The sequence below is a fragment of the Roseateles sp. PN1 genome (assembly GCF_038419725.1).
In the GTDB taxonomy this organism is placed as follows: Bacteria; Pseudomonadota; Gammaproteobacteria; order Burkholderiales; family Burkholderiaceae_C; genus Paucibacter_A.
This window is the reverse complement of the sequence record NZ_JBCARA010000013.1, coordinates 71,641-93,361: the sequence shown is the minus strand read 5'-3', so window position 1 is coordinate 93,361 and position 21,721 is coordinate 71,641. Positions and strand designations below refer to the sequence as shown.

Genomic DNA, 21,721 nt, shown 5'->3' with positions numbered 1-21,721 from the left:
GATTGAGACTCAAGGCTTGAGCGACTGAATCAGCCGCGCTTGATCGAAGCCTAGCTGGGTTTGACCTCGCACCACCAGCGTGGGCGTGCCCCGCGCGCCGCGCGCCTGAAACTCGGCCAGGCAGGCCGCATCGCTTTCAATAAAGCATTCCCGAAACGGCACTTGCTGCGTCGTCATCCAGGCACGCGCTTTGTCGCAGTAGATGCAGGTCTGCGAGGACAGCATCACGATGTCACCCGGCTTGGCCAGGGCGCGCAGTTCTTCGCCCTGCCCGCGCCCAAGCCACCATGACGCAGCCTGGGAGGCCCCCAGCACCAAGGCCAGGATCAGCGCCAGCGACCAGAAATCAGCTTTGACCCTGGCCATCAGATGGACGGCCTCAGGTTAATGCGAGTAAAGGCCGGCGCCGACGTGGCGGGTGCGGCCAAAACACGCGGCAAGTCTGGCGCGCAAGGCGTCTCGGCTGCGCTGAAGCGCTCAAGCACCAGACTCATGGCTGCAGTCTTTACACCGCAGCCGTCACCACAATTTCCACCTTCCACTCGGCGCGGGCCAGCTTGGCCTCGACCGTAGCGCGGGGCGGGGTGTGGCCGGGCACAACCCAGGCGTCCCAGGCGGCGTTCATGCCGGGGAAGTCGGCCAGGTCGGCGATGAAGATCTGGGCGCGCAAGATCTTGGTCTTGTCGCTGCCGGCCTTGGCCAACAAGGCGTCGATGGCGGCCAGCACCTGGGCGGTTTGGCCGGTGATGTCTTGCGTTGCATCTTCGGGCACTTGGCCGGCCAGATAGACCACGCCGTTGTAGACGGCCATCTCGGACATGCGTGCGCCGACGTCAAAGCGCTGGATGTTGTTGCTCATTTCAGGAACCTTTCTTTTTGGACGGATGGTGGTGCGAATGGCCATGCGGCTTGGCGCCCACATGCCCATGCGGATGTTTCTTGCTCGTGCCTTCGGCCGGAACAGCGCCAGCGGCCTTGTGGCCGAGCTTGCTCTCGGTGCCATTGAGCAGCTTCTTGATGTTCTCGAGATGGCGCCACACCAGCAGCAAAGCCATCAAGATCAGCACGCCGACGATGGGGCCGGTGTCCCAGATCAGCATTTGGTAGAAGGGCGCGAAGGCCGCAGCAGTCAAGGACGCCAGGGAGGAATAGCGGAAGAAGTAGGCCATGATCACCCAGGTGGCCAAGGTCGCCAGGCCCAGAACTGGGTTCAGCGCCAGGATCACGCCGGCTGCGGTGGCCACGCCCTTGCCGCCTTCAAAGCGGAAGAACACCGGCCACAAATGGCCCAAGAAGGCGCCCAGGCCCACCAAGGCGGCCGTGCCTTCACCCAGGCCGAAGCGGGCGCCGTACAGCGCCACCAGCAGCACCGGCACATAGCCTTTGAGTGCGTCGAACACCAGCGTCAGGATGGCGGCCTTTTTATTGCCAGAGCGCAGCACATTGGTGGCGCCGGGGTTGCCCGAGCCATAGCTGCGCGGGTCCGACAAGCCCATGAAGCGGCTGATGATGACGGCAAACGAGAGCGAGCCGACGAGGTAGCCGCAAATGGCGGCCAGCAGAGGGAGGAGTTGTTCTTGCATGGGGCGCTATTCTGCACTGGCACAGTGAACCGGCCGCGCTGCCAGCAGTTCGACCAAGAGATGAGGCGCCAAGCCAACCAAAAAACCACGCCGGCCGCCGTTGATGCAGATGCGCGGCAGCTCAAGAATCGTCGCCTCCACATAGATGGGCATGGCCTTCTTGCAGCCAAACGGCGAGGTGCCGCCCACCATATAGCCGCTGTGGCGTTGCGCCACTTCGGGCTTGCAGGGCTCGACCTTTTTGCAGGGAATTTGCCGCGCCAACTCCTTCAGGCTGACCTGGCGGTCGCCGTGCATCAGCACGATCAGGGGCTGGGCTTTTTCATCCTGCATCACCAGAGTCTTGATGACCTCATGCTCGGGCACGCCGAGCTGGCGCGAGGACTCCCCGGTTCCGCCATGCTCGACGTAGTCATACACATGCTCGGTGAAGCTAACGCCCTGGCGGCGCAGCATCTGCGTGGCCGGGGTCTCGCTGACGTGGACTGTTTTCTTACTCATGTTTTCTTGCTCCTGCGGGCATTTTCTCCGACTGCAGTCAGAATCTGGCCCATCGCCATTCTTCTGAGCCCGCAGCCCCCCCGCCCATGAGCAACACGCCCCGCCCCGAACTCATCCGCAATTTGCTGGCCATCGTGAGCGTCGCGCTAATGATGGCCGCCTCGCTATGGGTGCTGCGCCCTTTTCTCGGGCCTTTGATTTGGGCCACCATGGTGGTGGTGGCCACCTGGCCAATGATGCGCGGCCTGCAAGCGCGGCTGTGGGGCCGGCGCGGCCTGGCCACCGCCGTGATGGTGCTGGCCTTGCTGCTGGTGCTCTTCGTGCCCTTGTCGATTGCCTTGGGCGCCATGATCACCCATGCGGACAGCGTGGTGGCCCTGGCCAACAAACTGGCCGACTCAAGGTTGCCGGAGCCGCCCGAATGGGTGGGCGACCTGCCCCTGGTGGGCGGCAGCGTGGCGGAGATCTGGCACCGCGTGGCCGTGGATGGCTACGGTTATGTGATGGCCTTGGTCAAACCCTATTTCGGCATCTCCTTCAAATGGCTGGCGGGTCAGGCCGGCGGCCTTGGCATGATTGGCCTGCAGTTCCTGATCACGGTGGGCATTGCCGGCGTGCTTTACAGCTGCGGCGAAACCGCCGCGCGCGGTGTGCGCGGCTTTGCCTTGCGTCTAGCCGGTGCCCAGGGTGACCAAGTCATCACCTTGGCCGGTCAAGCGATTCGCGGCGTGGCGCTGGGCATTGTGGTGACGGCCATCGTGCAATCCTCGCTGGGCGGCGTGGCCTTGCTGATCGTCGGTGTGCCCTTTGCCGGCCTGCTGGCCGCCGTGATGTTCATGGCCTGCCTGGCGCAGATCGGGCCGGTGCTGGTGCTCGCCCCCGCCGTGGGCTGGTTGTACTGGAGCGGTGACAACACCTGGGGCACGGTGCTGCTGATCTTCACGGTGATAATCACCTCGCTGGACAATGTGCTGCGCCCCTGGTTGATCAAAAAGGGGGCCGACCTGCCCCTGCTGCTGATCTTCTCCGGCGTCATCGGCGGCTTGCTGGCCTTCGGCTTGGTGGGCCTGTTTGTGGGGCCGGTGGTGCTGGCCGTGACCTACACCATGCTGATCGCCTGGATCGGCGATGACATGCCGCCAGAGGAAAGCCACTAAGAACTTATCCGTCAATAGTCGGGGTCGGCTGGCGGCCGCTTTGAACGCATTGCTGCGTTGCAGATCCTCGCGATACCTACGGGTATCGCTCCGGTCTTCGCCTTGCTCTGCGCTCAAATCGCCTTGCCATCCTCTGACCCGCCTATTCACGGACAAGTTCTAAGGCTTCTTCAACAGCTCCGCCCCACGCACCTCAAATACCACCGCCTGCAAGACCTGACCCCGGGCATCCAGCAGGCGCAGGCGGTGCTTGCCCGGCTTTGGCGCCCATTGCCAGCTGGCGCCTCGGCCCAGGGCTTTGCCATTGAGCTCCCACAACCCCGTCTGGCCTTCGAAGCGGATGCGTTGGGCTTGCGGTGGAATGTCGGGGTCCAGCGCAAAAATGCTGCCATCGCGTGGGCTGGCAATGCCCATGGCGGCGCGTGCGCCCATCTGGGCGGTACTGCGCATCAGGGCCTGTTCGGTGCCGGCCACAAACCATTCTTCGCGGGAGGGCTCCCGCTGGGCCTCGAACTCCACGCGCTGATGCAGCACGCCGGCCGGCGGCTGCGGCGCGCGTGAGGGGCGGCCTCGGTGCAGATGGCGCATCAAGCCGGCCCAGATCGGCGCCGCGCCGCTGATGCCGCTGACCCCGTGCATGGGCGCGCCGCTGGCATTGCCGACCCAGACGCCGACCACAAAGCGCTCAGAAAAACCCAGGCACCAGTTGTCGCGCATATCTTTGCTGGTGCCGGTTTTGACGGCCGCAAAGCCGCTGGTGGCCAAGGGGCTGTCGAGGCCGAAAGTGAGCGCGCGGGCATTGTTGTCGGCCAGCATGTCAGCCACGATGAAGGCGGCGGGTGAGCGGTCATTGGCCAGCGTCCGGTAGGCCTGGGTCAGCTTGAGCAAGCTCACCTCGGCGCTACCCAGGGCCAGCGACAGGCCGTAAAAGCCCGCACTCTCACGCAGCCCCAGGCCCAGGGCATTGAGGCGCTCGAACAGCGGGTCCACGCCCAGCATGGCGGTCAGTTTGACGGCTGGCACATTCAGGCTATTGCCCAGCGCGGCACGCGCCGACACATAGCCGCGAAAAGTCTTGTCATAGTTCTGCGGCAGATAGAGGCCGGACGGGGTGCTGATCTGCGCCGCGGAATCGTCCAGCCAGCTGGCCGCAGTGATCAGCTTTTTTTCCAAGGCCAGCTGGTAGATGAAGGGCTTGAGCGTGGAGCCCGGTTGGCGCCGCGCCAGCACGCCGTCGACCTGGGCCGCGCTGGAATAGTCGTCCCCGCTGCTGCCCACCCAGGCCAGCACCGCGCCGCTGGCCCGGTCCAGCACCAGCACAGCGCCGTCCTCCACATTGCGGCCGGACAACTCGGCCAGTTGCTGGCGCAGCAGGTTCAGGGCCTGGCGCTGCAGGCCGGCGTCCAGGCTGCTGGCCTGGCGCGGCGGGCCATCTGCTTTGAGCACTTGGCGCGCGTAATGCGGCGCCAGGGCCTCGCCTTGCAGCGGTGAGGCGGGCCTGGCCAGCAAGGCCTCGACCTGACCCTGTACTGCCGCGCAGTTGGCAGCCACCCCCTGCAGCTTGAGCAAGGCACAAGCACGCTCGGCCACGCGCACAGGCGCGGCATTGGGCGCGCGCACCAGGGCGGCGGCCAGGGCGGCCTCCTGGGTCGTCAGCCCGGAAGGATGTTTGCCGAACAGGGTTTGGCTCAGCGCAAGGATGCCGATCACCTCGCCCCGGAAAGGCACGCTATTGAGATAGGCCTCCAGGATCTGCGCCTTGCTCCAGTTGCGCTCCAGCCGCCCGGCCTGCCAGGCCTGGCCGAGCTTTTGGCCCAGGCTGCGGCCGCCGCTGGGGCGGGCCAAGCCGTCATCGAGCAAGCCGGCCAACTGCATGGTGATGGTGGACGCACCGCGCGTGCGGGTGTTCCACAAATTGCCAAAACCGGCACTGGCCACCGCCGCCCAATCGACGCCGCTGTGGGCGTAAAAGCGCTGGTCCTCACCCAGCAGCATGGCCGTCAGCAAGGCGGGCGACATCTCGGCCAAAGGGACCCACGCCAGGCTGCGGCGTTGCATGTCCAGGCGCAAGGTCTGCAAGACCTGACCCTGGCGGTCCAGCAAAATGAAGTCAGAGACTTTGTGGGCGGCCTTGACCTCGGCAAAGCTGGCCTGCGCCGCTGCTGGCGGGGCCAGCAAGCTCAGCGCGAGACCAAGTGCCAAAACCGAGGCAAGCGCCGCCCTACTCCTCCTCAAGGCCCAACCTCCATCTGCTGCTGCGGCAGCACGCCGAAGCTATCGGGCGCATACATGGCCTCGGCGCGGGTGCCGGGCAGCTGGAAGCGGCCGGCATTGTTCAGGCGCACGAGGTACTCCACCGTGTGCTTGCCGCGCGGCAGATAGTCGAAATAGCCACGCCAAGCCTCGAAGCTGCGCTCTTCAAAAGTGGGCCAGATGGAGCTTTGATTGCGCTGACCTTGCTGGGCCAATTCGCTATCACCGCCCAGCCCTGAGCCCAGCACCGCCGCACCGGGCGGCAGCGGGTCGGCCAGCACCACCCAGCTCATATCGCTGCTGGCTTCCAGCTCCAGCCGCACCTTCAAAACATCGCCACGCGACCATTTGCCCGCCGTCTTTTGCTCCACCGGCAGCAAGGTGCGCGTCAGGCGGTAGCCCGAATACAAGGGCTGCTTGAGCGGCACGGCCGCCAGCGACTGGGTGGTCACGAAAGGCTTGCCCGTGCCCTCTTGCGTCAGCGTCAAAGTGCCGCTGGCCCAGGGCATCAAGAGGCTGCCGCCCTTGGCTTGCGTGGCCCAGTCCAGGCTTTGGGTCTGAGCGCCCAGCTCGGCCCGAGTGCGGCCACTCACAGCAACGCGCTCAAATCTGGCACTGAACTTGTCCAGCGCCAGCACACCCCACAGATTGGCCGTGGTGGTGGACCAGGCGCCCAAGCGCTGGCGCGCCAGCGTGCCTTGAAGCAAGCGCGGCAACTCAGTCGCCCAAGTCGTGTCGTCCAACACAGCCAGCAGCAGGCGCGAGGCATTGGCGTCGGCACTGTCCATCAACCACCACCAGGCATCGCCTTCCTCGGTGCTGAAGCGCAAGGTGGTGCCGGCATAGGTAAGGCGGCTGCGCAGCAGGTTTTGCGCCTCAAGAATGCGGGCCTGGCGCTGCGGCGCGGACTGCAAGCGCTGGTGGATTTGCAGCCAGTCCAGCACGGCGGCAGTCGGCCAGGTCGGCAGCGCCTGAGCGTCCACCGTACTGAGCATGGCTGGCGTGGCGCGGCCGTGCCGGGACAAGGCCTCCAGCGCGGCCAAGCGGCGCACTTGCTGGTCCAGTTGCCCGGGCTTGGGCGTCCAAGGCTGGCGCAGCAAACGCCCTTCGACAAAAGCCGTCAGGCCGTCCAGCATGCGGGCGCGCGGCACCGCGGGAATCTCCCGCCCGGCCTCATGAGCGGCCGCGATCAGATAGGCGGTGAGGCGTTCGCTGCCGCCTGCAGCGGCTTCCGGCGCCGGCGGGAAGTAGCTGGCCAGGCCGTCCCGGTCCAAATAGCCCGGCAGCTTGGCGCCCCAAGCCTGCCACAGCGCGTCGTCATGCAGGCCGATGGCTTTGGAGGCCATTTGCTCCAGGCAGCTATAGGGATAAGTCTCAAAGAAACGGCGCGGGCCGGGCAGATCGCCGCCGAGCTTGGGCAAGAGGCTGAGCTGAATGCCGCCGCGCTTGACGCCGCTCAGCGGCAAGGCATCAGCCGGCGGCGCCACTGGCAGGCTGAACTTGCCGTCCAGCTGAGTCAGGCTGGCTTGCAAGACCTGCAAGGGCACGGCGGGCAGCACGCTTTGCTTGAACTTCAGGCGGTCTTGGGCCGCGCCACTCGCATTGGCGGCAGCGCCCTGCTCTTGCGCTGCGGCCTCCCAAGTGAGGCTTTGCACGCCGACCGGCACCGTCACCGGCCACTGCACTTGGGCGGCAGCACCGGCGGCCAGCTGAACACTTTGGGCGGGCAAAGGCTTTTCCAGCCCCGGCGCCTGCAGCGTGGCCTGCAAGCTCATGGCGCGGCTGCTGCTATTGCGCAGGGTCAGCATGGCTTGGAATTGGTCGCCCTCACGCACCAGGGGCGGCAGGCCGGACAGCACTTGCAAGTCTTGCGTCACCCGCACCGTGGCCTGGCCGCTGCCAAAGCGCTGGGCGCCGGCATCGGCAATCGCCACCAAGCGGAAGCTGGTCAGCGAATCATTCAGCGGCACCTCGATCAGCGCCTCGCCCTGGGCGTCCAGCTTCACGCTGGGGCGCCACAAAAGCAAGGTGTCAAACAGCTCTCGGGTGGCACCCTGCCCGCCGCCGCCACCGGCCGCCACGGCCTTGCGGCCATAGTGGCGCCGGCCGATGATTTCGCTCTGCGCGGTAGACGTCTCCACCCCCCAGGCCCGCTGGCGGATCAAGGCGCCCAGCAGATCCCAGCTGGTATTGGCGCGCAGGTTCAGCAGGCCTTCATCCACGGCGGCAAAAGCCACATCGGCATCGGCCAGCGGCTTGCCGTCGGGCTGCAGCACCTTGAGCTTGGCACGCACCGTCTGGCGCACGCCGTACTGGGCTTTGTCGGGCGTGACCGTCACTTGCAGCTGATGGGCGGCCTGGCCCACCTGGAAGGCGGCCACACCGAATTTGTAGGACGGTTTGGCCAGATCCACCAGGGCGGTGGGCGCCGGCATGGCGCGCGACTCACGCCAGCTCTGCCACCAGTTCAGCGGCGCACGCCAGCCCCAGCTGAAAAAGCTGTACCAGGGCACATGGTGGATGCGGCCCCGCAAGGCCAGCACGCTGACGTAGACATTGGGCGCCCAGCTCGGCTCGATCTTGAGCGAGATGGTCGGGTCTTGGCCGCTGAGGGTGATCACGCGGGTGTCGATCACACCCTCGCGCTCGATCGCCACCAGCGCCGTGGCCTCACGGTAAGGCATGCGCACTTGCAGGCGCGCGGTTTCGCCGGGCTCGTAGCGCTGCTTTTCCGGCAGCACATCGATGCGGTCGTCATTGCTTTGGGCAAACCACTGCTCACCGCCGGCACTCATCCACATGGTGGTGGCGGCCTGCACGCTGCGGCCTTCGGCATCCTGCGCCTTGGCGATCAGCTCTACCTCACCGTTAGCATCCACCCGCGGCTCACAGCTCAGCAAGCCCTGGGCATCGCTAGTGCCGCTGCACACCACGCCCAGATCACGATGCTCGACATGGTTGTCGTAAGCGTAAAAGCCACCCACCATGCGTTTGCGGCTGCTGATGGTTTGGTTGACCCGGCCGCGCACCTCCAGGCGCTGACCGGCCTGCGGCTTGCCGGCGGTGTCCAGCGCCAGCACGGTGAATTTCAGTTGACCGTCGCGATTACTGGTCCAGGACGAAGCCCGCAGGCCCAGCACCAGCTTGGCGGGCCACAGGGCGATGCGCTGGCTGGCGGTCTTGATTTCACCATTCGGGTCGGCATAGCTCAGCTCGACTTGCAGCTCGGAGGGCCGCTCCAGCTTGGGTAAGGGTTTGAGCAGCAGCTCGGCCGCGCCATTGCGGTCACTCAGCAAAGCCACCTTGTCGGCCACCAGCTTACTGCCCAGGGCGGCCTGGCTGGCGTCCCCTTCGCCGTCCTCGCCCGCATCGGCCTCGCCAGCACCGATGTATTGCGCATCACTGCGTGGCGGATCAAAGCTGAAGCCGGGGTAAGCCGCGAACTGCACGGCACGTGGCCGCAGCAGGGCCGAGAGCTTGAGGGGGGCCTGCGCCATGCCGCCGCCCGACTGGTAGTTCAGCTGCGCGCTCAGGCGCAGCTCAGTTGGCGCCACCGGCACTTGCTTGGGCGCGCTGATCTGGGCCAGCACCAGGGGGACGCGGAATTCCTCCACCCGGAACTCGCCGCTGTCCCAGGCACGCGCGGGCTGGCCGTTCTTGGCCGCACGCAGCAGGTTGATGCGGTAGCTGCCCAGCTTGGCATTGGCCGGAATCTGCCACTGCGAGCTGCTGCTGCGCGGGCTGGGCCACTGCAAGGGGATAAGGGTTTGCTGGCCCGTACCCTCGTGGGTCAGCTGCACTTGATCGGGCAAATGCGCGGGCGTTGGCAAGGCCAGGCCGGTGCCAGTCTCGATGCGCAAAAAGTGCTTCATCGACACGGTTTCCCCGGCGCGCAGCAGGCTGCGATCCAGCACCGTGTGGGCGCGCAGATCCGGGTTGCGGTCGCTGGAGGTGGGCAGATTGAAGCGCCAGGGCTCGATGCCCTGATTCCAATTGCTGAACACAAACGCCATATCCGCTGGCGATTTGGCGTCGCCACCCGCACCAGCTGCAGTTCTCGCGGTCACGAACAAGCCGTACTCAGCCTCGCAGCTGGCATTCGAACCACGCGGTGTGAGGGGCAGGCTGTCTTGAATGCGGGCCAGGCCTTGGGCGTCGCTGCGGCCGCTCCACAAGCGTTTGCCACGGCAGTCGTAGATGGCCAGCTCGGCGTCCGCCACCGGCTTGGCATTGTCCAGCCGGGTCACCCAGACCAGGCTGTTCTCACGCCCTTGCTTGAAATGCACGCCCAGATTGGTGACCAGCACACCGGTGCGCACAAACATGCTGGTGTTGGCTTTGTCCAGCAGGGCCGCACCCAGGCGCGGCGAAGCGATTTCAACCACGTGATAGCCCGGCTCGGTCAGGGGCAGGCCGATCACCTCGAAGGGTCTCGTCGCTTCGCCGTTCTCTTTGCCCTTGCCCTCGGCAGGATCGGGCAGCTTCAAGGTCTGCGCCGCACGGTCGTTCTGCAGCAGCGAGACCTCGCGGGTGTGCACATAACGCGGCACTTGCCGGCTCTGGCTGCGGCCTTGGCCGTCGGTCCAGGTTTGCGTTTCCTGCCATTGCGCGGCGGGCAGGCCCAGCTCGCGGGCCAGCAAGGTGTTCTCGTGATAGCGGCGCAGCTTGTTGTACCAGGCCAGTACCTCAGCATCATTGCCCAGGCGTTTGATGCGGATCTGGCCGCCCGCCTTCAGGGCGGCACCGGCCGCAGCATCTGCCGCCCAATCGGCTTGCACATGGCGCATGGTCACCGGCAGCACGGCGGGGCCCTGGGCCTCGCGCTCGATGATGCCAAAGGGTGCGGCCGCAAACTTGGCCAGCGGCGGCGCGGTGCCGGTCTGGATCTTCAGTGCGGCAAGATTGGCGGCATTGGCCAGCGGGCGGCCACTGCGGTCGCGCAGCTCGGGCGGCACTTGCAGGCTGTATTCGGCGTTCTCGGCCAGGGGCGGGGCGAATTGCAGCTCGCTCAGCTCGGCCTGGGTATTGTCTTTGTCCACGCGCGGCGCTATTGCCGCACCACTCTTGGGCTGCAGTCGCATGCGCAGGGCCTGCTCGCGCGGCACGGCTTCGCTGAACAAGACGCGCAGGGGGCGGATCGGCAGGCATGGCGCCTGGGCGCGTTCGCGCTCGCAACTGAACTCCGCCGTGAAGGGCCGGCGCACCTGGAACTGGTAGCGCTGCACACCGGCCTCACCCGAAGCACTGGCACCTGAACCCGTGCCATGCTGCCACTTGATCAGCACCTGGGCTTCGGGCGGCAAGGGGCGCTGGCAGTTGAGCAGCACCGCCCAATCGGCCTGCTTGCCGCTGAGGCGTTTGGCGGCCAGCACGGCGGCGCGCTCGGCGCCCTCCACCCGCTTGACGGGCAGGCGCTCGCCCAAGCCCTCGACCTCGCACCAGGCCTTTTTGGCCAGCATGGCATCGCTGACCGGGCCGTTGAACTGCAGCAGGAAATGCTGGTCTTCCTCGATCTGGCTGCCCTCCCAGGGCTGCACACGGCTCACCACCGGCGCGCCGGTGCGCAACTCAAACTCACGCGGGCCGCTCAAGCTGATGCCGGCGAGGGGTTTGAACTGCGGGTCCAGCGTGACTTTGCAGACCGAGCTGGCCGGCAGGGGCTGTTGCAGATCCAACAGCCACTCGCGCTCGCTGGACCAACGCCCCTGTCCGGCGGGTGGCTTAGGGAAACCGGCGCATTGCAGGGTGGCAGGCGCGGGCAGGCGTGGGTCGCCGGCGGGCACGACCGCATCAGAAAAACTCAGGCGCAGCTGACGGACTTCGCTGACGAGGCCGGCTTGGCCATCCGGGCTGAGGCGCACCGTCGTGGCGGCGAGCCCGGCGAGCGGCAAAGCCAGCAAACCCAGGCCAAACATCGCGGCACGGCCCAAGCGCTGTGAGCTCTGCCAAATAAAACTTTTTCTCATCCCTACGCTCCTTCGGCGTCCGTCACCTGACGGCCTCGCGCGAGAGTCTAAGGCGGCGGCGCAAGGCCGGGGATGAATCTGCTACACCTACTGACCGCCTGCAGCCCGGCCCAAAACGACAGCGGCCCCTGTACGCACGCGCACAGGGGCCGCCAATCAAAACTGCTGCTTACTTCGCTGACGTGAACCAGTCATCGGTGACCGTGCGCTCCCAAGCGGCAATCTGCGACTCGGCCTCTTCCTTGGCGACGCCGTAGCGTTCCTGGATCTTGCCGGCCAGAATTTCGCGGCGGCCGGCGACGACATCAAAGTCGTCCTTGCTCAGCTTGCCCCATTGCTCAACAGCGCGGCCGCTGACTTGCTTCCAATTCCCTGCAATGCGATCCCAATTCATGGCGGACTCCCTAAGTGTTTGTAAAACCGTGTGCGTAAAAAGTACCCAGTTCAGTGGCGAGGCTGTTGCGCCACAGCCGCTGAACAGCCCATCAAGGGCGAACCGTGATTTCGTTCTTCACGGCCTTCACACCATTGACCTTCCAAGACATGGCTTGGGCGGTGTCTTTTTCCTTCTGGCTCTTGGCGAAGCCGGACAACATCACGGTGCCCTTCATCGTCTCGACGCTGATGGCGGCGGCGTCAACGTCGGTGTTGTCGACGAAGCGGGCCTTCACAGCCGTCGTGATGGCGCTGTCATCGATATAGGCGCCCAGAGGCTCTTGGCCACGGGTCACGGCACAGCCGGTGGCCGACAGCAGAGCGGCGGCGGCCACGATGATGGCCAGGGTGTTGCGAAGTTTGAGTGAGTTCATGGTGGTCAGTCTCCGGGTCGGGTTAGAACAAAAGAAATGGAAAGAACAGAGCCAGGCAGCCTTTAGGCAGCCAGCCAATCTTTGAGTTCCTCGGCATGGTCTTGCTCATCGCTGAGGATGCTTTCGAGCAAGCGGCGGGTGGTGCTGTCCTTGTCGCCGATCAGCGCGATCATTTGGCTGTAGCACTCGATGGCGACGCGCTCGGCGATCAGGTTGGCGCGGATCATGTCCTGCAGGCTGCTGGACTGGTCGTAAGCCGCATGGCTGCGCTCGGCCAGTGTTGCGGGTGAAAAGTCGGGTGCGCCGCCAAGCTGCACGATGCGCTGGGCCAGCCGGTCGGCGTGGCCTGCCTCCGCATTGGCATGCACCAGAAATTCCTCGGCAATCTTGGGCGAAGCCAAGCCCTGGGCGGTGAAGTGATGGCGCTTGTAGCGCAGCACACATACCAGCTCGGTCGCCAGCGAATCGTTCAGCAACTGAATGATGTCGGCCGCCCAGGGGCCGTAGCTGGGCGTCACCGCCCCATGCGCCAAGCTGTGCTTGGCGGCCTCAACGGCCACCATGTCCAGGCGCATCGCCGCATGAGGCTGGGCGGCTTGATCGTGATTCTTGTGATGCGTCATGGCGCGGTCCTGGTTGAACTTGGGGGCAGCCCCAAGCGATAAGGCCACTTTAAAAAACGCAGGCCCCGGCGACCATCAGCGCGCTTCGCCTGCCGCTGTAGGAAGAAGCCGCGCCGGGCTGTGGGCCGGCGTGCCGCCCGCAGCGGGCAAGAGTGGAATCAGGAAGTGGCGGGTAGCTGGCAACTCGGGCAAGTCGGCCCAAGCCAGGCTTTGCCCCGGCAGCAGAACCTGGCCCGCCAAGGCTTGGGCCATCTCCAGCGCCTCGGCCGGCGTGCCGCGCAGCAAGACAAAGTGCATCACCCGGCCGGCCCGCTTGAGCCTCAGCTCCACACGCGGCCAGTGGCTGGGCAGGCAAGGCGTGAAACTCAAGTTGCGCGCCTCCAGCCGCAGGCCACAGATGGACTCCAGCGCGGCGCGGTGCAACCAGGCCGCCGCCCCCGTGTACCAAGACCAGCCGCCACGCCCCACATAGGGCGGCTGGCTGTAGACATCGCCCGCCAGCACATAAGGCTCGGTCCGGTAGACAGGGCCGCGCTGGGGGTGCGCAGCACGGTGGGCCGGGCTCAGATAGCTGAAATACCGGTACAGCGCGTCGCCCACCAACTCAGTAACCTCACCTGCTCCACCCTGTTCGCCCCATGCGCCCTCCTCTGCCTGTGGGCTGGCCTGCGCCAGCTGGGCCCGGGCCATCAAGGCCCAGACCCCGGCGTGGGAATACTGGCCGCCGTTCTCTCGCACGCCCGGCGGATAGGCCTGGATGTAACCGGCGCTTGGCACGGCATCCACCAGCGGCGGATCCAGCAAGCGCAGCAAACCCGCCTCGGCATCCACCAGATGCGTCTTCGCGGCGGCCATGGCGATGCGCTGCAGGGCCGGCGGCGCGGCACCCGACAAAACGCTCCAGGCCTGGGCGATCAGGTCGATGCGGGCTTCCTTGTTCTGGCCGCTGCCCAGCGCCTCGCCGTTGTCGAAGAAAGCGCGCTTGAACCATTGCCCGTCCCAGCCCGGCCCGATCAAGGCCGAGCGCCAGCCTGCCGCGGCGTTCTCCCACACCGAGGCGCGGAAGCTTTCGCCGCGTGCCCGCGCCAGCGGTGCATAGTCGGCCACCACCCGGCACAAGAACCAGCCCAGCCAGACGGATTCGCCCCGCCCCTCGGCCCCGACCCGATTCATGCCGTCGTTCCAGTCGCCGCTGCCCATCAAGGGCAGGCCGTGCACGCCCACCTTCAAACTTCGGTCGATGGCGCGAGCGCCATGCTCGTAAACAGATGCCGCCTCGGCGCTTTCGGTCGGGGTGTAGTAAGCGTCTTCGGCGCCCTCGGGGATCTGCGCGCCGTCGAGGAAATGCACGCTTTGGTCCAGCAGTTCGGCGTCACCACAGCAGCGCAGGTAATGCGCGCAGGCCAAGGGCAGCCAGAGCAAGTCGTCAGAAAAATGCGTGCGCACGCCGGCCCCTTGCGGGCTGTGCCACCAATGCTGCACATCGCCCTCGACGAACTGGCGCGAGGCGCACAGCACGATTTGCTGGCGCAGCATGGCCGGCGCGGCCCAGGCCAGAGCCATGGCGTCTTGCAGCTGGTCTCTAAAGCCGGTGGCGCCGCCCGCTTGATAAAAGCCCGCCTTGGCCCAAAGCCGGCAAGCCACGGTCTGGTAAAGCAACCAGCGGTTGACCAGGGCGTCGAACATAGGGTCAGGTGTTGCCAGCTGGGTGGCGCCCAGCAGTTCATCCCAACTGGCACGCGTGGCAGCCAAGCGCCGCGCAGGAAGAACATCGGCGGCCTGCTCGGCCAAGTCCAGGGCGGCGGCCGGGCTGGCTGCGTAACCGAGCAAAAAAACCCGCTGCGCACTGGCGCCAGGCGCCAGCATCAGCTGGGTCGATAAGGCCGCGCAGGGGTCCAGTCCAGCGCCCTGGCGCTTGCCAAAAAAGTCCGGCAGCACCAGGCGCCCACGGGCGTCGAAGAACTCGCGCCGGTCGCAGGTCCAGTCCACGCCATGCCCTTCCCTGGCGTGCATCTCCGCCGGCGCAGCCAGGGCGAAGAAGGCCGTGCCATCGCCAAAGCCCTGCGCCCGCTCATGCTGGGTGGCCAGCAAGGTGTTGAGGCGATGGTCACTGGCGCGCGAGGGCCGGGCCGCCGTCAGCACCGTGCTGCGCTCGGCGCGGTTGGCGCCCATCAGCCACTCCACCATGCCCACCACGCGCAGGGACAGAACTCGGCTGCCATGGTTAACGAAAGCCAGCTCCACCTGCTTGACCGAGCGCTGTGCATCCAAGCACCAGGTCGCCGTCACCGCCAGATCACCGCGCCGATGCTTGATCACGCTATAGCCTTGGCCATGGATGATTTCATGGCTGACATCGGCCGGCCCCCAAGCGCCCGGCGCCACGCTCCAGGCTACCTGCGTCGCCAGGTCCTGCAACAAGAACCATTCGCCCGGCGGATCGGCCACCGCATCGTTGGACCAGGGCGTGAGCTGGTTCATGCGGCTGTTCAAGGCCCAGCTATAGCCGCCACCGGCTTCAGATATCTGCGCGCCGAAGTCGCGATTGGCCAGCACATTGATCCAGGGCCGCAGCGGCCGGGAGCGGGCGTCGACGTCGAAGCTGAACTCGCCCTGAGCTTCGTCGTCGGCGCTGCTGCTGAACTGGCCCTGGAACTGAGCCAGCTCGGGCATCGCCGAGCTGAGCAGTGCCGGCCCAACCGCCGTCATCGACGCCTCCAGGCGCGCGTCCAGCGCCTGTTCGTGCTGCTGCAGCCAGTCTTCCACATGATGGGTCAGGGGCCGGCCATCGGCATGCAGATGCAGGCAGGCCAGGCTGCGCAGGCTGTTCAGTTCGGCGTCTGAGAGTTCATCGGCACGCAAGACATGCAGGCCGCTCAAGCCCTGGGCCCCCGATGGCCCGGCCGCGCTTTCAGCCAGATGGCGCTCACGCAAAGCCGTCAGCTCGCGCTGCAAGGGCATCAGATAAGAGGCCGGCTCGGCATTGACGATCACCAAATCGCAAGCCACCCCGCCCCAGGACCACAGGCGCAGGGCCTTGGCCAGCGTGCGCACCAGGCCCAGGCCTTGCAACACACCGGCCGAGACCAAGATCAGCGGCTTATCGCCCGAGATGCCAAAGCGCCAGAGCAGGCGGCGATCACAGATGGGGGCGGCCGCGCCCTCCAGCGCGGCGGGCGCTTCGATGCCAGCAGCAGCGGCTACGGCAGAAGCAGCCTGCGGCCGCGTCAGCGTCAACACCAGCGCAGTGCTGAGGGACTGCAGCGCGTGCAGGCTCTCGGCGCTGAGGCCCAGCATGCGCAAGCGGATGCCGGTCAGCGTGGCCGACATCAACGTCGCCCGCTGCACATGGCTGGGCTGGCGGTATTTGTCGACGATGGCGTCCAAGCGGCTGCGGCTGTTCGAGGCGGCGGTGGCAAAGGTCAGCGTCACCTTGGCGTTGGCGGCGATGCGCACGCGCGCGGCCAAGGCGCACATCGGGTCCAGACCGGTGTCTTGGGCCAGCGTGGCGCCGGGCGGCAGCGCCGCCGCACTGATCACAGCGGGATCGAAATTCGCCAAAGGCTGGTTGGCCGGGCGATTGCGACCCAGCCATTGCTGGCGATCGGTTTGGCAGCGCAGGCTCAGCAGATGCGGGCCACCATCGGCCAGAAAGTGCACCGCCAGCAAACCTTGCTCGGTGGCCAGGCGCGGCTTGCGTTCGAACAGCAAGGCCTGGTGATCGGGCCGCCAATCGGCGCGCACAAAGAGATTGGAAAAAGCCGGGTGCGCCTCATCGGCACGCGGCTCCGCCAGCGTGACTTCAAAGGCCGAGATCAGTTCCAGCTCCAGGGTGTGCGGGCCCAGATTGCGCAGCTCGACCTGGCGGAACTCGATATCGTCCTCGGGGCTGACCCAGACCGTGGTTTGCGCCTGCAGCTGCGGCCAACTGGCTTCGAAGCAAACCGTGTCGGCATGGAAGGTGCAGCGGTACTGGGCCGCAGGATCGGGGGCAGGATGCTGGGTGATGGACACCAGCCCACTCCGAGCGGAAGGCGCCGACAGCCCTGATCGAGCTGACCCAGGCAGGCCGCGCAAATAGAAAAAGCTGCCCAGCGCATCGCGCAAGGCATCGTCGCGCCAGCGGCTGATGCCAAAACGCCCCCAGCGGCTCCAGCCCGCGCCATTGGCGCGCAGCGCCACGCTGTAATTCCCGTTTGACAGCAGATGGGTGGGCGCCACGGCGGTGTCGCCCGGCAGCACCTCGCGCAGCAAGCTGGGCGCACGCAACTCACGCGGCTGCCGCACCCAGCCTTGCGGCGGCTCGAACAGCACCGCCACTTCACGCGGTGCGCGCTCATGCAGCAGCGAGGCCACCGCCTCGATCTGCGGCGGCGCCATGCCCCAGCGCTGCGCCGGGCCGCCCAGCAGCACATTGGCCAGCGCCACCAAGCTCATACCCTGGTGATGGGCCATGAAGGTGTTGACTGCCATGAAGCGGGTGTTGCCGGCTTGGGCCAGCTGCCGCGCAGGCGAATAGTCCAGCGCTTCAATGAAACCATAGCGGCCGCGCACCAGGCCCGGCGGGCCCAGCGCTTCCAGCCGCGCGAAGTTGCGGCAAGCTTCCTGAGGTGCAATCTGCGCGGCCAGCGCCGTGGCATAGGGCGCGATCACCAACTCCTCGGTCGGCGTGCGCCGCAAGGCCAGGCGGGGCACGCCTTGCGGCGCGTACTGGTAGGCCAGGGTGTAGTCGCGCCCGGCATAGGCCGATTCCGAAATGCCCCAGGGCGTGAGGTTCTGCTCGGCAAAGCGCATCTGTTCTTGCAAAGCCGCGAGGCAGGCCTCACGCAGAACGCTGCCATGCGGCTCGTCCAGCACCAGGCTGGGCATCAGGTACTCGAACATCGAGCCCGACCAGGAACGCAGACCAGCCACCGCCGCCACGGCAAAAAAGGGCCGCCCCAGCGCGCCCCAGTGGCGCACCGGCACATCGCCCTTGGCAATCGCGAACAAGCTGGTCAGGCGTGACTCCGAGGCCAGCAAATCGTAAAAGCCCGAGTCCAGCTGCTGCTCGGCCACCCGGTAGCCGATGTGCAGCAGATGCCGCTTGGGATGGTGCAGGAATTTGAAATCCGCCTCGACCGCCAGGCGCTCAAACGCCGTGGCCAGCGCCAGCAGGCGCGTGGCTGCAAGGCCTGAATCGGGGCTGACCCGATCCAGCACGACGGAGCACCGCGTGGCCCGCAGATCGGCCAGGCACCAACGCAGCTTCTCACGCAGCGCCGCCGTGCCGCCGCAGCGCCCGGCCAGCAAAGGCTGCAAGCGCGTTTGCGCGGCCTGCAATGCGCGCGCGCCAGCCTGGCTTTCAAAAGGATCTGCTCGCAGCGCCCGGCAGGCTTGCGCGGCGGCCAAGAGGTGGCCGCAGAGATTGCCGCTGTCCACGGTGGAGACGTAGCGCGGCAGCAGCGCTTCGCCGCGCTCGGTGTCGTACCAATTCAAGAAATGGCCGCGATGACGCTCCAGCGCCAGCATGCTGGCCAAGGTGGCCTCCAGGCGGCCCAGCAAGTCCTGCGTGCCAATCCAGCCGAACTCGCGAGCGCAGGCGCTGGCCAGCAGATAGAGGCCGATATTGGTCGGCGAGGTGCGGTGGGCCAGCATGTCCTGCGGATCCAGCTGCAGGTTGTCGGGCGGCAAGTGACGGTCGGCGGCGCTGATGCAGCGCTCAAAAAACCGCCAGGTGTCGCGCGCAATGGCTTCGAGATAAGCCTGCTCGGGCGCCAAGAGCGGCGCTTGCTCACAGGCCGGATTGGGCCGACTGACCCACCAGCTGGCCAGGGGTGCGGCGAACCAGGCCAGGCACAAAAGACTGGCCAGGCCGGGATTGGCCGTGCCGGCGAGCATCAGCGCGCCCCAAGCCAGCAGTGCCAGCGCGGCGCCCCGCCAATGCTGGCGCAGCGCTGCGGGCAGCGTGGTTTTGGCGGCGGCCTGGGCGGCCGCGGCCGTGGTCCATTGCAAGAGCAGGCGGCGGCTGACAAGCAGGCGGTAGAGCGCCCGCAGCACGGCGTCCAGCGCCATCAGGGCTTGTTGCAGCAACTGGCCCAGCAACCACAGGCCGCTGAGCAGCGCGCGCAGCAAGTCGGCGGCCGCACGGCCGTAGAAGTGGCGCAGCGCCAAATCGTCCCGGCTGGGCGCAAAGCCGGCCAAGGCACCCAGCAGCGGCCCGGCCGCCACCGCCGCCCACACCAGGCCAAGGCCCGCCCAGGCCGAGAAGCCCAAAGCCGCCACGGCGGGGCTCAGCAAGAGCAGGAGCAAACACAAAGAGGCCGGAGCCACCAGCGAGCGGCGCAGATTGTCAAACATCTTCCAGCGGCTCACTGCCGCAAAGGGATAGCGCCAGGGGTTCAGCAGAATCGGCAACAGCTGCCAATCGCCACGGGTCCAGCGATGCACGCGGGAGGCCGCCACATCGGCATGGAAAGGCGCATCCTCGACCACCGTGATGTCGCTCAGCGCCGCGCAACGCGCAAGGGCGCCTTCGAGCAAGTCATGACTCAAGACCTGACCCTCGGGCAGGCGCGCATTCAAGACGGCGTGCAAGGCTTGCACATGCAGCAGCCCCTTGCCGCTGAAGCTGCCCTCCTGAAACAAGTCTTGATAGACCTCGGAGCTGGCGGCGCTGTAGGGGTCCACGCCGCATTGGCCGGCAAAGAACCAGTGATAGAGCGTGAAGTCCTTGGGCGCGGGCAGCGGCGTGACCACACGCGGCTGCAAGATGCCATAGCCCTGGGCCACAAAGCGGCCGCTGGGGTCCAGCTCGGGCTGGTTGTGCGGATGGGCCGCCACGCCGACCAGCTCACGCAAGCGGCCCGGCGGCAGCTGGGTGTCGCTGTCCAAAGTGACGATGTAGCGGGTGCCGGGCTGCGGCGTCGACAACTCGCCCAGAGGGATGAAGGCGCGGGCCGCGTTGGCGTCGGCGCTGGGCTCAATGACGGTCGTTGGGCTGGCGGATGCCAAGAGGTTCACCAACTGCTCCAGCTTGCCACGCTTGCGCTCCCAGCCCAGCCAGGCCTGCTCGCTGGGGCTGAAGCGCCGGCGCCGGTGCAGCAAGATGAAGCGCGGCGCCACCGGCACCTCGCCCGGCAAGGCGATGGCTTGCGGGTGGCGGGCATTGAGCTCGGCCAGCTGCGCACAGGCCAAGTCCAGCAAGGCGGCGTCGCCCACCAGCTCGGGCGTGGGCGCGTCCAGCCAATCGCTCAGCAAGGCGAACTGCGCCTGTGACTCGGGGTTGGCCAGGTAATGCAGATGCAGGCGGTGCACCAGCTCGGTCACCGCAGCAGCACTGCTCAGCATGGCAGGAATGACCACCATCACGCGGTGCTCGGCTGGTATGCCTTGGGCCAGGGCCAGGCGTGGCAAATGGCTGGGCCGGGCGGACTCGCTGACCAGGCGGTTGATCACCGCCACCACCGCCTCCGAGGCCGGGAACAGGATCAGCAAGGCCAGCACAATGCGCCAGCCACTCAGGTCGCTATTGAGCCCAAGTGCTGCCGGCCATAGCCAGGCCAGCAAACCCAGGCTGCCGCCCAGCAAGGCGGCCAGATAGAGCGGCAGCCGCAAGGGCCGACTCCAGCGTGCCAGCCAGCTGTCCAGGCGCTCCAGCAGGGCCGCTTGTTTCGGCAGGCCCAAGGCAGCGACCAAGGTCGGGCGGCCCGGCCCGCAAAGCCAGTGCCGGGCGTCGCCCTCGCTGCTATGGCGCATCAGCGCCAGCAAGGCCTGCGCCACGGCCACTTCACTGCGCCCGCTGCGCCGCGCCAGGCGCTCAATGGCGTGCAGGCTTTGGTCCCGCGTAACCATATGCTCGGCGGCAAACACCGGTGCGTCCATCATCATTTGCATCAAGCGGCTGCTGCGGGCGACGATGTCAGGCCAGTCGGCATCACCGATGGCGCGCAAGCTGGTCAGGGCATTGCTGACGCTGAGGTTGTCCGCCGTTTGATCAGCGATCTGCTGCGCCTGCGCCGCGGCCAGATCGGGCAAGGCCTCGCTCAACCAGCGGGCCGGCAGCGAATCGCTCAAGCGCACCCCGGTCATGCGCTGGTCTTGCAGGCGCTGCGCCATCTGGGCCAGAAACACCCGCCCGACGCCGCGCTGGTTCAGCAGCGCCAGCACCTCATCCAACGCCCGCGTATTGAAGCTGTCCAGCCGGTCAAAGCAGAGATTGGCGACCTCGCGCGCGGCCTTGTTGGTGGCCACGCGTTCAGCCAGGCGGCGCAGGTTTTCCACCAGCACCACCCGCAAGGTGGTGGGCAGAGCCCAGATTTCATTCAGGCTGAGTTCGCGCGTTTCTTGGTAGGCGGCCAGGAAGTGCAGCAGCAAGTCCTCTTCAAAAGCGCCGTCGGTATGCGCCACAAAAGCCCAGGCCACGCCGTAGATGCGTGGCAGCCCAGCCAGCGGCTCGTCCAGCAGCACCGGCAAGGCGCGGAAATAGCTTTGCGGCAGGCCCTCGTGGATCTCTTTGAGCTGGGCCTCGATCAGGTGGAAGTTGTCGAGCAGCCATTCGGCGGCCGGGCTGATGTCGTAGCCGCTTTTGGCGCGCTCGCCAATGTAGAGATGGGCTTGGCGCAAGGCCTGGATATTGCTGCGCAGGCGCGGGAAGAAACTCGCCGCGAAGGCACTGGAGCGCTCCGCCTTGTGAGTGAGGCCGAGGCTGCGGCCATGTTGGGCGAAGCGCTGCTGGCCGAAGATCTCCGCCCGAATCGGCGCCAACAAGGCGCCGCGCTGGCCGCCCAGGATGTCGCCCAAGAGGGGGGTCACCTCCGGCAGCAGGCGCTGCAAGTCTCCAATAGCCAT

11 protein-coding genes are annotated in these 21,721 nt (G+C 66.6%); 1 reads left to right on the top strand and 10 read right to left on the bottom strand.

Annotated features, from left to right (window positions below; genetic code table 11):
- Positions 1-9: 9 nt before the first annotated feature.
- The 4 genes from AABB87_RS18955 to ybaK all read right to left on the bottom strand — a co-directional run bounded on the left by AABB87_RS18955 (position 10) and on the right by ybaK (position 2,084).
- On the bottom strand, positions 10-366 hold the full coding sequence (locus AABB87_RS18955; RefSeq protein ID WP_341972829.1) for a glutaredoxin family protein: 357 nt from the start codon (positions 364-366) through the stop codon (positions 10-12).
- A gap of 139 nt (positions 367-505) precedes the next feature.
- Positions 506-859 carry a RidA family protein gene (locus tag AABB87_RS18950; RefSeq protein WP_058718962.1) on the bottom strand — a complete coding sequence of 118 codons (354 nt, stop codon included), beginning with the start codon at positions 857-859 and terminating at the stop codon, positions 506-508.
- 1 nt (position 860) lies between these two features.
- On the bottom strand, positions 861-1,583 hold the full coding sequence (gene plsY / locus AABB87_RS18945; RefSeq protein ID WP_341972828.1) for a glycerol-3-phosphate 1-O-acyltransferase PlsY: 723 nt from the start codon (positions 1,581-1,583) through the stop codon (positions 861-863).
- 6 nt (positions 1,584-1,589) lie between these two features.
- Positions 1,590-2,084 (bottom strand): Cys-tRNA(Pro) deacylase, encoded by a 495-nt coding sequence (ybaK, locus tag AABB87_RS18940; RefSeq protein WP_341972827.1) that lies wholly within the window; start codon positions 2,082-2,084, stop codon positions 1,590-1,592.
- Positions 2,085-2,170: 86 nt separating this feature from the next.
- On the opposite strand from ybaK, the gene ydiK reads away from it, so the two are divergent.
- Positions 2,171-3,241, top strand: coding sequence for an AI-2E family transporter YdiK (ydiK, locus tag AABB87_RS18935; protein WP_341972826.1), 1,071 nt, complete (start codon positions 2,171-2,173; stop codon positions 3,239-3,241).
- A gap of 159 nt (positions 3,242-3,400) precedes the next feature.
- Here ydiK and AABB87_RS18930 read toward each other — a convergent pair whose 3' ends face one another.
- The 6 genes from AABB87_RS18930 to AABB87_RS18905 all read right to left on the bottom strand — a co-directional run bounded on the left by AABB87_RS18930 (position 3,401) and on the right by AABB87_RS18905 (position 21,721).
- Positions 3,401-5,443 (bottom strand): transglycosylase domain-containing protein, encoded by a 2,043-nt coding sequence (locus AABB87_RS18930; RefSeq protein WP_341972825.1) that lies wholly within the window; start codon positions 5,441-5,443, stop codon positions 3,401-3,403.
- 29 nt (positions 5,444-5,472) lie between these two features.
- Positions 5,473-11,460, bottom strand: a complete 5,988-nt coding sequence (locus AABB87_RS18925; RefSeq protein ID WP_341972824.1) for an alpha-2-macroglobulin family protein — start codon at positions 11,458-11,460, stop codon at positions 5,473-5,475.
- 169 nt (positions 11,461-11,629) lie between these two features.
- On the bottom strand, positions 11,630-11,854 hold the full coding sequence (locus tag AABB87_RS18920) for a CsbD family protein (RefSeq protein WP_058718956.1): 225 nt from the start codon (positions 11,852-11,854) through the stop codon (positions 11,630-11,632).
- 91 nt (positions 11,855-11,945) lie between these two features.
- The gene (locus AABB87_RS18915) at positions 11,946-12,269 is read right to left on the bottom strand and encodes a BON domain-containing protein (RefSeq protein ID WP_341972823.1); all 324 of its coding nucleotides are present in this window, start codon (positions 12,267-12,269) and stop codon (positions 11,946-11,948) included.
- A gap of 62 nt (positions 12,270-12,331) precedes the next feature.
- Entirely contained in the window at positions 12,332-12,892 is a 561-nt protein-coding gene (locus tag AABB87_RS18910; protein WP_445944887.1) for a ferritin-like domain-containing protein, read from the bottom strand.
- 75 nt (positions 12,893-12,967) lie between these two features.
- Complete coding sequence (locus AABB87_RS18905) at positions 12,968-21,721, bottom strand: GH36-type glycosyl hydrolase domain-containing protein (protein ID WP_341972822.1); 8,754 nt, start codon at positions 21,719-21,721, stop codon at positions 12,968-12,970.